12 protein-coding genes and 1 rRNA gene are annotated in these 14038 nt (G+C 50.5%); 7 read left to right on the forward strand and 6 right to left on the reverse strand.

Going from position 1 to position 14038, the window contains the following annotated elements:
- Positions 1–62: 62 nt before the first annotated feature.
- Positions 63–1931, forward strand: coding sequence for an ABC-F family ATP-binding cassette domain-containing protein (locus QOL41_RS04565; RefSeq protein ID WP_283428807.1), 1869 nt, complete (start codon positions 63–65; stop codon positions 1929–1931).
- A gap of 38 nt (positions 1932–1969) precedes the next feature.
- On the opposite strand, the gene QOL41_RS04570 is transcribed toward QOL41_RS04565, so the two are convergent.
- Complete coding sequence (locus tag QOL41_RS04570) at positions 1970–2362, reverse strand: co-chaperone GroES (RefSeq protein ID WP_173654595.1); 393 nt, start codon at positions 2360–2362, stop codon at positions 1970–1972.
- A 42-nt stretch (positions 2363–2404) separates the two neighbouring features.
- Between QOL41_RS04570 and QOL41_RS04575 the strand changes: the two genes are divergently transcribed.
- Entirely contained in the window at positions 2405–3340 is a 936-nt protein-coding gene (locus tag QOL41_RS04575) for a lysozyme family protein (protein ID WP_283428808.1), read from the forward strand.
- On the opposite strand, the gene QOL41_RS04580 is transcribed toward QOL41_RS04575, so the two are convergent.
- Together QOL41_RS04580 and QOL41_RS04585 are read right to left on the reverse strand one after the other, a co-directional pair.
- Positions 3341–4171, reverse strand: coding sequence for a M23 family metallopeptidase (locus tag QOL41_RS04580; protein ID WP_283428809.1), 831 nt, complete (start codon positions 4169–4171; stop codon positions 3341–3343). It abuts the gene before it with no gap.
- On the reverse strand, positions 4158–4439 hold the full coding sequence (locus QOL41_RS04585) for a hypothetical protein (RefSeq protein ID WP_173654598.1): 282 nt from the start codon (positions 4437–4439) through the stop codon (positions 4158–4160). Before QOL41_RS04585 ends, QOL41_RS04580 begins: the two co-directional genes overlap by 14 nt.
- A 63-nt stretch (positions 4440–4502) precedes the next feature.
- Between QOL41_RS04585 and QOL41_RS04590 the strand changes: the two genes are divergently transcribed.
- The 4 genes from QOL41_RS04590 (at position 4503) to QOL41_RS04605 (ending at position 8108) form a co-directional block, all read left to right on the forward strand.
- On the forward strand, positions 4503–4655 hold the full coding sequence (locus tag QOL41_RS04590) for a hypothetical protein (protein ID WP_173567060.1): 153 nt from the start codon (positions 4503–4505) through the stop codon (positions 4653–4655).
- Positions 4656–5768, forward strand: a complete 1113-nt coding sequence (gene dnaN, locus QOL41_RS04595) for a DNA polymerase III subunit beta (RefSeq protein WP_173654599.1) — start codon at positions 4656–4658, stop codon at positions 5766–5768.
- A gap of 113 nt (positions 5769–5881) precedes the next feature.
- Entirely contained in the window at positions 5882–6604 is a 723-nt protein-coding gene (locus QOL41_RS04600; RefSeq protein ID WP_283428810.1) for a tRNA 2-thiocytidine biosynthesis TtcA family protein, read from the forward strand.
- 58 nt (positions 6605–6662) lie between these two features.
- The gene (locus QOL41_RS04605; RefSeq protein ID WP_283428811.1) at positions 6663–8108 is read left to right on the forward strand and encodes a hypothetical protein; all 1446 of its coding nucleotides are present in this window, start codon (positions 6663–6665) and stop codon (positions 8106–8108) included.
- A gap of 41 nt (positions 8109–8149) precedes the next feature.
- Here QOL41_RS04605 and QOL41_RS04610 read toward each other — a convergent pair whose 3' ends face one another.
- Complete coding sequence (locus QOL41_RS04610; protein ID WP_283428812.1) at positions 8150–10957, reverse strand: SbcC/MukB-like Walker B domain-containing protein; 2808 nt, start codon at positions 10955–10957, stop codon at positions 8150–8152.
- A complete protein-coding gene (locus tag QOL41_RS04615; RefSeq protein WP_283428813.1) occupies positions 10954–12141 on the reverse strand; it encodes an exonuclease SbcCD subunit D in 1188 nt (395 codons plus the stop codon). Before QOL41_RS04615 ends, QOL41_RS04610 begins: the two co-directional genes overlap by 4 nt.
- Positions 12142–12306: 165 nt before the next feature.
- On the opposite strand from QOL41_RS04615, the gene QOL41_RS04620 reads away from it, so the two are divergent.
- The gene (locus QOL41_RS04620; protein WP_283428814.1) at positions 12307–13317 is read left to right on the forward strand and encodes a tetratricopeptide repeat protein; all 1011 of its coding nucleotides are present in this window, start codon (positions 12307–12309) and stop codon (positions 13315–13317) included.
- Positions 13318–13954: 637 nt separating this feature from the next.
- On the opposite strand, the gene rrf is transcribed toward QOL41_RS04620, so the two are convergent.
- Positions 13955–14038 (reverse strand): 5S ribosomal RNA (gene rrf / locus QOL41_RS14235); the annotation flags it as partial.

Genomic DNA, 14038 nt, shown 5'->3' on the forward strand with positions numbered 1-14038 from the left:
CGACACCCCTATAATCTTAAAGTATAATTTTTTTTGAAAAAACGTTTTCTAAATTTACCCTCGTGATTCAAATTCAGAACATTTCGAAGTCTTTTGGTGAGCAGGTGCTGCTTGACGGCGCCTCTATGCTTGTAGGCGACCACGAACGCGTGGGCCTTGTGGGCCGCAACGGTTGCGGCAAATCTACCCTTTTCAAGATGATTCTCGGCCAGGAATGCATCGATGGCGGAAGCATCGACATTCCCAAGAAATACACGCTGGGTTACCTGCAACAGCACCTGAACTTTACGCACGCCACGGTTCACGAAGAAGCCTGCAGCGTACTCAAGCCCAATGAAGACGGCTGGATTGAGGAGCATAAAGTCGAAGCGATTCTGTTCGGTCTGGGTTTCGATGAAGAATCCATGCACAAGAGCCCCGCACTCCTTTCGGGCGGTTTCCAGATTCGCCTGAACTTGGCGAAGGTCTTGGCCTCTGAACCCGACATGCTGTTGCTCGACGAACCGACCAACTATCTGGACATTGTGTCGATGCGCTGGCTCAGCCGCTTTTTGCGCAGCTGGAAAGGCGAAGTCCTTTTAATTACCCACGACCACCATTTTATGGACGAGGTCTGCACTCACACGGTGGGCATTCACCGCCACAAGATGCGTAAGGTCAAGGGCACCGTAGAAAAACTCCGCGAAACGATTGCCGAAGAAGAAGAAGTCGCCCAGCGCACACAGGAAAACGAGGCGAAAAAGAAGGCCCAGCTGGAACAGGTCATCGAACGTTTCCGCTACAAAGCCGCAAAGGCCGCCATGGTGCAATCCAAGATTAAGGCGGCGGCAAAGCTTGCCACTGGCGAACGCCTCACCCACGAAAGGAACCTCGACTTTAGCTTTACCGAAGCAGGGTTCCCCGGCAAGCGCATGCTCCAAATCAAGGAACTGCACTTTGCCTATGGCGAAGGCCCGGAACTGATTACCGACCTCACCATGGAAGTTTTCAAGGGCGACCGCATCGCAATCATTGGCCCGAATGGTCGCGGTAAAACAACGCTTTTGAACTTGATTGCCAAAGAACTGCAACCGACCGCCGGCGAAATCAGCCACAATCCGAATTTGCAGATTAACTACTTCGGCCAGACGAATATCAACCGCCTGAACCTCGACAACACTGTTGAAGAAGAAATCGCCTCGGCCATCGAAGAAGTGGCACAGAAGAGCCGCGCCCGCGGACTTGCCGGCCTCATGATGTTCAGCGGCGATGCAGCATTAAAGAAGGTGAAGGTGCTCAGCGGTGGCGAACGTAGCCGCGTGCTCCTCGGAAAGATTCTTGCAAGCCCCTGCAACATGTTGCTGCTTGACGAACCGACAAACCACTTGGACATGGAATCCATCGAAAGCCTGATTGACGCCCTCGAAGATTACGAAGGCACGGCGATGGTGGTGACCCATGACGAAGAATTGCTGCACGCATTCGCTACAAGGCTCGTGGTATTCGACGGTGGCAAGTGCCGCGTGTTCGAAGGCACCTACGCCGACTTCCTCGAAAAGGTGGGCTGGGCTAGCGAAAAGAAACCGGGCGGTTCCGAATCAGCGAACATCAAGGTTTCCAACATCGACGTGAAAACGGATGCACCCACCAGTGCTCCCCGCGCCAAAGAAGACCGCAAGGCTCGCGCCGATTACATCGCCGAACGTAGCAAGATTATCAAGCCGCTCGAAAAGAAACTCGCAAAGCTCGAAGAAGACATCGCAAAGGCCGAAGCCTTGGGCGGTGAACTCGAAGCCAAACTCGTGACCGCCTCTGAAAGCGGCGACGGCAATGCCATTACCGCCATCGCAAAGGACATGGACGACAACAAGAAGAAAATCGACCAGCTCTACGAGGAATGGGAAAAGGTATCCGCCGAGCTCGAAGCCGCCCGCGATAAATATCCTATATAAAAAAGCTGATGCTGACCTTCGTCAGCATGACATCTGGATTACAAGTTCTCGATTCCGGCAACGTCGTCGGGGACGTCTTCGCGCATGACCATGAGCACGGCGTTCTGCGAGATAATTATATAGCGCTCGCCGTCTACTTCGATTTCATGACCGTTTGCATGCAGGTAAAGGGCCTCGTCGCCTTCTTTGACTTGCAGCGGCAAGTACTTGACTTCGTCCGGAGATTCACCGCGGAATACGGCATCGCTATCCTGCGTCACAGGGAGCGGGTAACCAGGCCCCACTTTGACAACCAAACCCGTATGCACGGAATCATGTTCGCGAACACTCGGAGGCAAATAAAGGCCGCTTCCGGTCTTGTTCGATGCTTCTAGGGGCTTAATCAGGATTCGGTCACCAATGACCACGACATTCTTTAGCGGATTCAGCATAGCTAAAAGATAGAATTTGCACGCTTTGCTATAATGTAATCCGTGATATTCGTTATCCTGTGGACAATCATTTTCGCCTTCTTGGCTATTTACCTTGGGAAAAGTCCCAGGGTACGTAGCTGGCTTAAATTGATTTTCAAGGCTCCCAGGGTCTGGCGTACCATTGTCGCGAGCGTAGCACTTGTTACAGCTATTGTTGTCACGTATCTCATGGTTCCAGAATCAAGCAAACCCAGTACTAACGAAAGAATGCTTTTCGAAGACTACGCCGCTACGGCGGTCATGAAGCTGGATTCCTTGCAGGCGCTCAAGGTCGATATCGATTGCAACTTGCAACACCCAGAACCGGAACTGGCTTACGTATTGCCACTGATTCTCGGTGCCTACAATGAGATTGTGGAAAAGCCCACACTCCCTATTGTGACGCGACTCGACGATACCTTGCACTTGGCGCTGAAAGGCTACAAGCAATTCAAGAACAGGGGCATTCGCTTGAACAGGCTTTTGCAGAAAAAGTTGGGCAAGCGTTACAAGACCAAAATCGAAAGCGAAGGTTCGACACACACACTTATCGTGACATACAACGATGAACCTTGGGATATCGAACAGCTCACGGCACTCCCCGTTATGGAGGCCGCCCAAAGAAACCAGTTGGACCCGGCCCTTTTGATGTCGCTCATACGACATGTGTCAAACTTTAATTTTGACTACCGCGGCCGCAAAGATTCCAGGGGAATCCTTGCTCTCAAGGAAGGCGAAGGTCTGGAACAAATCTTTATTGGAGCGGAACGCCTTGGCAAAATGCTTCAGGTGGGCGTAAGCCATGAAAACGCGGTCGCCACATTCTACCCCAATCCCGAAATCAATTCAAAGCCCGAAAACTGGAGCAAGTCGCCGCTCACCAAGAGCTGGGTCGACCAAGTGCTTTCGGATGTGGAATTCTACCACGCAAACGGGCTCGCCCATTTCGTGCGCTAACTATCTTGTCAGATAAAAGCTTTCCGGATTGATGGAAACGCCGTCAATGCGGATCTCGTAATGCAGGCCGATACTCGACTGCGTGCCGCTTTCGCCAATGAGCGCAATGGGCTTTCCGCGTTGAATCTGCTGCCCTTGCTTTACCAAGGCCTGGCCCAAGTGGGCGTAGAAAGTACGCACTTTATGCCCGTGGTCAATCTTGACAGAAAGCCCAAAACCGCGATGCTTTCGGACTTCGGACACGATGCCCGCGCCAGTTGCATAAACGGTATCGCCTTCGACTGCCACATAGTCGATACCCCTGTGCGGAAGTTCGCTATCGGTAAACGGGTCGTACACCATTTCAAAACGCTTTTTAACGGCATGGTTGTTGCGCATCGGGTGCAGCACCGGAATCTTTTCGGCTGTCGCAGAATCGCTTTCCAAAGCCGCGAGCAACTTCTTGAACGAGGCTTCCACTTCGTTCACGCTCTTGCGCTTTTCCAAAATCGAATCGTCCATTGCAGAAACGGTTTCAAGCACAAAACCAAGGCCGCCCACCATCAAGGCGCTATCGCGAAGCACACGGGTTTCTTCGGCTTTCAAAATAGATTCGTCAACCGAGGCGCGGATTTCTTTAAGTTCCTTTCTGATGGCCGCATTTTGCTTATAGACGTTAGTGATATTGCCACTCGTTATGTTGTCTAGAATCTGCCCTGGCGAAAACAGGATAAACCCTAAAATAGCAGCCACCACACCCAACACGGCAACAATGGCACCAATCAACGAAAACTCGTAACTTCTACCCGACGTTGTCTTGGTCGGGAATACATGCACCTCAAGCTTCTTCACTTTCAGACCCAGGGTTATCGATTCGCTTGCGTAAGGATTCTATGACGCGCTTTTCTTCTTCAATCGCGCCCAGGATTTCGACGACCGACGGATCGTCCTTGATTGCGGCCAGAAGGTCGTCACGAACGGCTCCATGGAGCTTTTGTCCGAGCGCCTGGAAGCGTTTTTTGAGCTTAGATTCCTCGGCTGCCAGTTCCACCCTCAAAAGGGCAGTGGACGCATAATTCAATGCCGTATTTTTAATCTTATTTAGCGTTTTTTCAGCCATGCTTAATTCCTTTTGTCCGTAAAAAAATTAGTTTTTTACGCGTATAAAAAATGGAGATTTCCTATGAGCCGTAGCGATCGTAGACGCGCAAAGCAAAATGCAAAGCAATTTACACCGAAAAAGGCCAATGCGCTGGACCCGAAGATCATTGTAGTCCTCGGCGCTATTGCCGTTATCTTCTTTGTTGGAACCATGCTTATCCAAAGAGGCGCATAAATGAAGTTCAATATCAAGAAATCCGTATTGCAGGAAGCGCTCCAGATTGCTATCAGCGCCATCCCCAATAAGTCCACCCTGCAAATCCTTAACGACTATTCGCTGCGTCTCGAAGGAAACACTCTCGAAATTTGCGCTACCGACTTGAACCTCGGTGTGAGGATTAAGCTAGAAGTCGAAGGCGAACGCGATGGCGAAGCCTTGATCAACGCCCGCAAGTTCTCCGACCTCGTTAAGGCCCTCGTGCCTAGCTGCGAAAACGTAAGCATCGACGTGCAGGATCACTTGACCCGCATCAAGTGGAGCGAAAAGGGCCAGGCCTCCATTACGAGTTTCGACGCCAGCGACTTCCCGCCGTTCCCCGAAGTCGAAGGCAGCACCCTTACTCTTGCTGCAAGCGAACTTGCATTCCTGGTTGAAAAGACCGCATTTGCCGTTTCTACCGACAACACCCGCCAGAACCTGAACGGCGTGTTCATGGAAGCCAAGGACGGCAAGATCTCCATGGTCGCTACCGACGGTCACCGCATGGGCCGTGCAAGCATCGAACAGGAAGGCGCAAACCTTGAATCCGGCGTGATCGTTCTCCCGAAGGTTCTGCAGCTCGTGCTCCGCCTCGCCAAGAACGAAGACTCTGTCGAAATCTGCACCACCGAAACTCACGTGCTGTTCCGCATTGGCGCAACGCAGATTATCTCCAAGCTTATCGAAGGTCCGTACCCGAACTACCGCGCCGTGATTCCGCAGAATTTCGAACGCACCGTTCAGGCCAACGCTACCGAACTGTTGGACAAGGTTCACTGTATCTTGCCGATGGCCAACCCGCGTACGCACCAGATCCGTTTCCAGATGGACGGCAACAACATGGAACTTTCTGCTACCGACCCGGATGTCGGCGGCGAAACCCGCGAAGCCTTGGCTGTGACCCACAATGGTGAAGGCAGCTTCAGCATTGGCTTTGACGGCCGTTACTTCTACGAAATCCTCGGCATGTGCAAGAGCGAAGAAGTGGTGCTCAAGATGAACACCCCGATTGGCGCCTGCATCATCGAACCGGTTGGTGACGACATGGGCTTCAGCTTCTTGCTGATGCCGCTCCGCCTCGCCGACTAAGGATTGAACGGATTACAGACAAATTAAAAAGGGCTTCGCACTCGCGAGCCCTTTTTTCAAAGCCCCTATCATCTTCCACTTCCTACTGTCTACTTCCTACCGCCTACTACTATATGTCCAACGCCATCCGTAAACGCATCAGCAAAAAAATCACCAAAGCATTGCACGACTTCAACCTGATTGAAGACGGTGACAAGGTGCTGATTGCGGTGAGCGGCGGCAAGGATTCCAGCGTTCTCCTGATGGAGCTTGCATCCCGCATGGGCAAGTTCCTGCCGAATTGCGAAATCGGGGCAATCCATATCCAAAGTGACTTTGCCGACAAGGCTCCGCGCGAATTCCTGCAGCGCATGGCCGAGCAGTATCCGCAGATTCCGTTTTTCTTTAAAGATGTCGCTGTAGAAGGCCGTCTCAAAGAAGGCCGCAAGCTCAACTGCTATTGGTGCAGTACTCAGCGCCGTACCGAACTCATCAAGTTTGCCCGCGAAAACGGCTACAACAAAATTGCGCTCGGCCACCATATGGATGACATCGTAGAGACCCTTTTGATGAATATGCTGTACAAGGGCGAATTCAGCGGCATGCCGCCGATGGTTCCTTACGAAAAATACCCCTGCAGCATTATCCGCCCGCTGTGCTATTGCGAAGAATCCGAAATTATCGAATACGCTGAAGATGCCGACATTCGCAAGTTCACTTGCACTTGCGAATTTTCTAAAGCGTCGCACCGCAAATCCATTCGCGAAGAAATCAAGAATTTGACCAAGGGAAATTCCACCCTGAAGGCAAACCTCTTCGAAAGCATGCGAAATATCCGCATGGACTACTTGCTATAAGTAACTCGTGTATGACAAAGTAAATAAATTATTTTATTATTAAGGGAAAGGAGAACTTATGCGTATTTCAACTAAGTTATACAAACGCATTTTTAATGCGAGCCTCATCACCATTCTTTCATGCCTTATGCTTACTGCATGTTCTGGCGAAGACGGCAAAGACGGCATTGCCGGTGCTAAAGGCGAAAACGGCATCGACGGAAAAGATGGCAAGGATGCCAAAGAAGTCAACGTTGATTCGCTGGCTAAAGTCCTGCGCGAAGAAATCACAGGCACGCTTTGGGACAGCCTGTATGCCGAACCCTATGTCGATACGGTCTACAAGATTCTTTTCGACAATGCCTATGGCACATCTTGGATGGATTCAACACGTCAGGCACTTATCGATAGCCTTAATCAAGCCAACTACGATTCCCTTTACAAAAAGCTGTACGATAGCGTCTATACCGATATCTATTCAAAAAATGCAATTCGCACGTTAGACGCCTTTGTATGGACCTCTAAAGAAAACATCTATGGCGCATTTGCAAACCAATATCCCTTAATGTATAAGAACTTTGCCGCAAGCGATGGTACCGAATATCCGATGCCGCTTTCGGTCATGGTCCGCAATACATGCGAAAGAGGCAATGCTAATGTGCCCTGCCGATGGAAAAAGGTTTTGCTCAAATCATGGGTTGAAGGCTTTAGCGATACCGCTTCGGTTACAGGCATTGTAAACCCTGACACAAGCGTTGTACTCGCCCCCTCCTTCAAATTCAACAACAAGGCATTACTCGCTCTTACAGCACCGCAATCTGTGCAGTTCCAAATTCGCGTATATGCCCTCGAAAACGATCAGGAAATTCTTTTCTACTCCTCTTCGAAAGCAACGAAAATATACCCGATGCAAATTAATGGAGGCGAACTCGTCGGCATTGCAAATCCTCATTTCTGGGAAGCCGTATGGGTAACACCGGGCATGGATTCAATCAGCACTATCTTGAACGAACTTAAGGGCGAATTACCCGACAGTACGGTAAAGATTTACCAGAAATACGCCGATGACGAATCTGTCCCCTACAGTTCTAGACGTGTCGCAAAGGCCATCTTCAATGTTTTGCACAAGCGCGGAATCCACTATGTGCAAAACAACGGAGCCGGAACGACTGCCCAAAAAATAAACTACCCCATCGAAGTATTGCGCAGCCGTGATGGTCTCTGCATCGAAACAACCATGTTGTTCGCATCAATTCTCGAAGCCCTCGGTATGCAAGCCCTTATCATTGAAATCCCCGGACACGCCTTTGTAGGCTGGCGCGTCGAAAAGGACAGCAAGATTCTTGACTTCATGGAAACCACCATGCTCGGCAACCCGGACGCAACAGCAGATCAAGCAAACCTCAGCGCTCAATTGAAATATGCCGATGAAGTCGAAGACGGCCATTTTGATTCCGGAGAATCTAGAGTCATCGATATCAGTAAAGCCCGAGAATTCGGAGTTCTTCCAAACGATATCCCGTAAAAATTTCTGCAAAAATGAAGGCTCCTTTAAGGAGCCTTTTTTTATATCTCGATTGATACGCGACTGATTTTGTTTTCGTCTTTCTTGACGCGGACAATTTTATCAATCTTGTGTTCGAGCTCGTTCACGTGACTGATAATGCCTACCAGGCGGTTTTCGCCGGCAAGGCTTTGTAGCGTATTGATAGCGAGCTTCAAGCTTTCATCATCAAGCGAGCCAAAGCCTTCGTCCACGAACATGGTATCAAGTTGAATTCCGCCGGCAGAACTCTGCACTTCGTCGGCAAGGCCGAGCGCAAGCGATAGCGATGCCAAAAAGCTTTCGCCACCGCTGAGCGTTTTGACTTCACGCTGTTTGCCGCTGGAATGGTCGAGCACATTCAAGTCGAGGCCACTCTGGCTTCTATTATTGGCCGCCTCGATACGGCGAACCAGTTCGTACTGGCCGTTCGAAAGAATGCGGAAGCGAATGTTTGCGCGACTCACGATGCGGTCAAAGTAAGACGCTTGCACGTAGGTTTCAAGCATCACTTTGCCCTGGCCCGAAAGCCCACCGTTTGCAGTATCGGACAGATTCTTGATCCAAGCGCGTTTGCGGAGCTGCTCGCCGAGCGCACCCACCGTCTTGCCGATTTGTTCAAGATTGCGCGTGTTTTGGGCAAGACGGGCAGAAACTTCGTTCTGCGAATGCGCAAGCGCATTGTGCGCCTCGGCGGCTTGATTACGGCTCGCCTGCAATGCAGCAAGGTCATATTCCGGAGCGCCTTCCAACTGAGATGCAAGCGTTGCCTTGCCTGCATTCAATTCATTCACACGCTTTTCGCATTCGTTAAATTCCTTTGTCGCCTTTTCCAATTCACGCTTGGAGTTATCGAGCGCGGCCTGCGTTTCACGAATTTGCTTTTCGGCGACCGCCTTGCTTTCAAAGGCAAGCTTTTTCGAAAGCTCTTCTGCCGATGCCGTGCAAGATTGCACTTCGGCCTTCAAGCCCGAAATCTGTTTTTCAAGTTCAGTCGATGAAGTTTGCAACTTCTCTAGTTCTGTACGCTTTTCTGGAATATTCTTTTCCAAGAAAACCTTTCGCTTTTCGCGATCTTCTTCCTTGGAAATCGCCAAAGTAAGCGCAGCCATCTTGTCGCGATTTTCGGCATATTCCGTATTGCCACGTTCGCGAGCCTCTTCTAGAGTACACTCGCCAAAAAGTTCCTGCACCAGCGACTGCACCGCCAATTGCTTTTCTTCGAACTTACCCTTTGCCTGCGAAGCTGCCGCACTCTTCTCGTTACGCTCCGTTTCTGCCGTCGAAACCGCCTTCTTGAGCCGTTCCAATTCAGCCTGACTCGGAGCCTCTACCGACTTGCAAGCCTTATGCGGATGGCTTGTAGAGCCACATACCGGGCAAGGTTCGTTTTCCACCAAAGTTTCAGCAATGATTCCCGCCTGTTCATTCAAGAAGGCGCGATTCTTCGCTTCGTAATCGTCACTGATTTTCTGATAATCGCTATCGGCCGCAAGATACGCTTTTTTCGCCTTTTCAAAGTCTTCGCTCAGCGTAGATAATTCCTTGACATTCCGACCCACCTTCTGCAAGTCATTTTGCCTTTTCGAAAGATTATCATTTTGCGCAATCAGTTCCTGCTTCTTGCCTCCAGCATCGCCCAAGGTCGACAATTCATCTTCAAGGCTTGTAATTGTCGCCTTAAAGTTATCTATGGTATCACGATTCTCTTTCAGCTTTGTTTCAAGGCCCTTAATCTCACCATCTTTCAGCTTCGCCTGTGTACGGTACGATTCCAGTTTGTCGTATTCAGAAAGCGAATTCCTGAGCGTTGTAATACTTTCTTGCAGGCTATCGCGTTTCGGCTGTTTACCTTCGGCGGCAAGCTTCGCTTCTTTCAGCGGAGCAAGCGTCGGCAGAATTTTTTCAAGCTCTTCGCTAGCCTTCTTGAGTGCAGCGCGAGTCTTTTCGAAACCTTGCGCGCGACCCAGTTCCTTGTCCATGTCGGCAAGGCGCTTTCCACTTTCATCAAGATTGAGCTGCAACTTTTTGAGCGATTCGCCGTCTTCAGTAATAACAGCCTGCACCAAATCGCAAACGCCCTGCCAATCTGCAATCTGCCTTTGAGCCGCCAAATTTTTTTGCTGCTCCAAATCTTCTAACTTGGTAGATTCTTCGCCACACTGGATTTGTGCAACCATCGTGCATGCAGTAGATTCGCTATCACTGCAAAGCTTATCCATTTCAGAGGCACGCTTCTTGAGAGCATCTTGCAAGGCGTTGAACTTGTCCGTCTTGAAAATCTTGCGGAAAATCTTCTTGCGTTCATCGGTCGACGAAAGCAACACCTTCATGAAATCGCCCTGAGCAATCATTGCGATTTTGGTAAACTGGTCGCGGTCAATTCCGATGATTTCTTGCACCGCGGCGGCAACATCCTTTTCCTTGCTTACCGAACGGCTCGTTGGCCCTTGCTTGCCGCTAGATTCAGGATAATAGAACGTGACAGAGGCAGCTTCTTTCGTAAAGCCTTCTCCACGGGCTTTCGGGCGCATGTATTCAGGATTACGGCAAATGCGGTAAACCTTCCCCGCATACATGAATGTCAAATCGACTTCCGTCTTCGTTTCAGGCTTTGCATTCAAGCAACGGAACAGCTTCGCGTCATCGCGGCTGTCGCCACTCGCACGCCCGAACAGGGCATACGTAATTGCATCGAAAATCGTCGTCTTTCCGGCACCGGTATCGCCCGAAATCAGGTAAAGCCCGCTCACGCCGAGCTTGTCTAAATCAATGACAGTTCTGTCTGCATAAGGGCCAAAGGCCGAAATCACAAGTTTAATCGGTCTCATTTTTCCTCCCAAATGCTTTCAATCATGTCACGCACGAATTCTCTTTCTTCTTCGTTCAGTTCACGCTTGGTCATGTCGCTAAAGAATTCCCCGAACAATTCCATCGGTGTTTTCTGTTCCGCCTTGCCTTCACCAACCACAATCTTTTGATTGCGAGTACGCTCGTTGTCGTAATCGAGCATCATCAAGTTCGGATATATGCCGCGCAGCTTTAAGGCGGCATCAGGCACGTCGTTTTCGTCGGTGAGCTTTACGTAAACGTAATCGTCGAGCTTAAATCCATCGGCCAGTTGCTTTCGCTGGAATTCCGGCGAAACAAGCTCCGCGAAAGTCCCGCGGATTTCACGCACATCATGTTCCGGCGTCAAGGGAATCTCGCGCACATGGATATTGGCAAGCCCGATTTCCGCCTTCACGCCTAGCTCGATAACCGTTAAAGACTTCTTGTGGCTAGCCTCTGACAAGGAATACTTGAGAGGCGTTCCGCTGTAACGCACACGAGCCATTCCGGCTTCGTCTTTCGCTACATTCTGCGGCTTATGGATATGCCCAAGCGCCACGTAATCAAAGCCCTCGAAAACCGAGGCATCTACATTGTCGAGGCCGCCCACGTTTTCTTCGGAATCACTTCGTTCGGCACCCGTCACAAACTGGTGTGCCAAAAGCACATTGCGGCGGCCAGCAGTCAATTTCATCTGCGCAATCGCCATACGCATGGCAGAGGTATAATCCGTTACCTGAGCACGGTCCTCATCGCTTTCAAGGCAGGCACGCACCGTCGCAGGGCGCACAAAAGGAAGCATCCATACATCCACCTCGCCCGACTCATCTTTGAGCGTTACAGGCGTAAATGCACCGCTATAAACCGGCGACATGTACACACCGCGATCGGCCATAAGACGCCCACCAAAGGCAATTCGCTCGGCAGAATCGTGATTCCCGCTCAGCACGAACACCTTCGTGCCCGTCTCGGAAAGTCGCACCAGAAAATCGTCCAACACGGCGACCGCCTCGGCCGAGGGCACCGACTTGTCATATACATCGCCCGCCACCAGGAAAGCATCCGGCTTTTCGCGCTTGACCACATCCAAAATACTCGCGAGGATAAACCTCTGTTCGTCGAGCATCGAATGTTCGCAAACACTCTTGCCGATATGCAGGTCTGCCGTATGGATAAACTTCACTTTAAATACCTCTTAAACAGCTACATCTCTTATATCGTCACAATATAGATTTATGTATAGTACAAAAAATGACATTTTTCGATTTTCTCTCATTTGCGAATAAACAAAAATTTCTATTATACTCCTGTAAAACGCGTAATGTAAAAGATTTTATAAGAGGGCAAAATGCAATTGGATACATCGAACATCCCCAGCTATTACAGCCGCCTTGTCATGGCCAAGAACCAGGGACATTTTTCCATTGCACGCGCACTGCTGAACATTATCGAAAACGCACCCGCCCCCGATACCTCGACTGCGGCCGGCCTCAAGGCTCTTGAAAAGATCAATCAGGCCAAGGGACACGCCGACGCCGTGAATGCAGGCAACGACTCTACCGCCGTACCGCCCGCAGGCGAAGTCGAAGAATGGGCTGGATACGTAATGCAGACGCCGCCCGTGACCAAGCAGCTCGCACTCGCGCTCGCACAGTATTTTAGACAAGCTAATAGCTACGATGCCTGCTACGAAATGTACCAGAAGGCAAACGAATTTGAAATCGGCGACACGACTGCTGCCGAAAGTGCCGCATTGCAGGAAACCGCAAATGGAACGCTCGCAAATCAGTTCGGACAGTCCTGTGAAAACGCAGGCGACTATGCCCGCGCCGCTGAATGGTACAAGAAGGCAAAGGCAGCCGGCTGCACCTGCGCAAACGAATCTCTGGAGCGCATGAACGCCCTCTATGGCATGGCACGCTATTACGCCCCCTGGATCAAGATTGCAACCGCTACGGGGCGCAAAGGGCTTGCAGAAGCCATTCAGAACATCGTGAAGTCCGACCCGAAGCTTTCTACCGCAATGGTCGAAGAAATAAATGTAGCAGAGTCGGCCGTGCCGCCCTGCTACGAAGAAATCGATTACTGGGAACAAGAATTCGAACGCTTTGCCAAGTTCAGTGACTGCGACAATGCAGCCTTCGCAGGCCTCTATGTCGCTATCGGAAACATCCTGGAACGCGCACACATCTACAATCTGGCCCTGCGCTGGTACAAGAAAGCCGTCGTGAATCATCCGACGGCAAATCAAGACGCACACCGTATGCTTCCGCTCAAGAGCAAATCTGAACCCATGCGCGACGCAGAAGACATCTACGATGCACAGAGCCCGATTCCCTCTCTCTGGAAATCGAATTAAGCTAGCTGCCTACAAACAGCAACACAAGTGTCGATACTAAAATTAGGACGCCCCAAATAGTTTCAACAATAGGGCTCAGTTTCCTGATTTTGATTTCATTGTTTTCCATAACACACCTCGCTTTGCAAAGGGCGCACCCTATTGCTTTGCCAACCATTTATTAAAGTACAATATGCACTAGACAAAAACCCATGCGATACAAAATTGCAATGGACATTTTGTCAAAGTTCCAACCTGGAATATTCCACTCTGTATTAATTTGTAAGTAAAAAGTATTCAGCAGCGATGCCGAATGATTTATAAGGGAGAAGGCTCTCCCTACTTCCAGCCACAACTCGGCCCGCTCCGCACGCAAACAGGGATTCGGCCTGCGGCCTCTAATGTTTGCTTATCGGCCAGTCTCTCACCGGGTCTTCCATTACCCTCTCGCCTAGGGCGGACAGCACTTAGCGACTTGTCGCTTAGTGCGCATGGCCACCAGGGTGGGGCCAAGCCCCTAAGACCCCGTACAATCCATGAAAAAACAACGGTGCAGGCACGAGAAGCAGACCCTGAAACGAGTTCAGCATGACGCGGGCGGGAAATTCGGTATAAAAACAAAAAGCCCCTTCCACTGTTTACAGTGAAAGGGGCGTGAATCCAGCGGCGACCTACTCTCCCGGGCCCGTAGGCCAGGTACCATCGGCGATGAGGGGCTTGACTTCCGTGTTCGGAAAGGGAA

The sequence above is a fragment of the Fibrobacter sp. UWB10 genome, assembly GCF_900182935.1.
Taxonomy (GTDB): Bacteria; Fibrobacterota; Fibrobacteria; order Fibrobacterales; family Fibrobacteraceae; genus Fibrobacter; species Fibrobacter succinogenes_O.

Excerpts from the sequence above, each read along its gene's own strand:
- QOL41_RS04570 (WP_173654595.1), bottom strand. The coding sequence starts at position 2,362 with ATGCTGAATCCGCTAAAGAATGTCGTGGTCATTGGTGACCGAATCCTG.
- QOL41_RS04620 (WP_283428814.1), top strand. The coding sequence starts at position 12,307 with ATGCAATTGGATACATCGAACATCCCCAGCTATTACAGCCGCCTTGTC.
- dnaN (WP_173654599.1), top strand. The coding sequence starts at position 4,656 with ATGAAGTTCAATATCAAGAAATCCGTATTGCAGGAAGCGCTCCAGATT.
- QOL41_RS04585 (WP_173654598.1), bottom strand. The coding sequence starts at position 4,439 with ATGGCTGAAAAAACGCTAAATAAGATTAAAAATACGGCATTGAATTAT.
- QOL41_RS04605 (WP_283428811.1), top strand. The coding sequence starts at position 6,663 with ATGCGTATTTCAACTAAGTTATACAAACGCATTTTTAATGCGAGCCTC.
- QOL41_RS04590 (WP_173567060.1), top strand. The coding sequence starts at position 4,503 with ATGAGCCGTAGCGATCGTAGACGCGCAAAGCAAAATGCAAAGCAATTT.
- QOL41_RS04610 (WP_283428812.1), bottom strand. The coding sequence starts at position 10,957 with ATGAGACCGATTAAACTTGTGATTTCGGCCTTTGGCCCTTATGCAGAC.
- QOL41_RS04600 (WP_283428810.1), top strand. The coding sequence starts at position 5,882 with ATGTCCAACGCCATCCGTAAACGCATCAGCAAAAAAATCACCAAAGCA.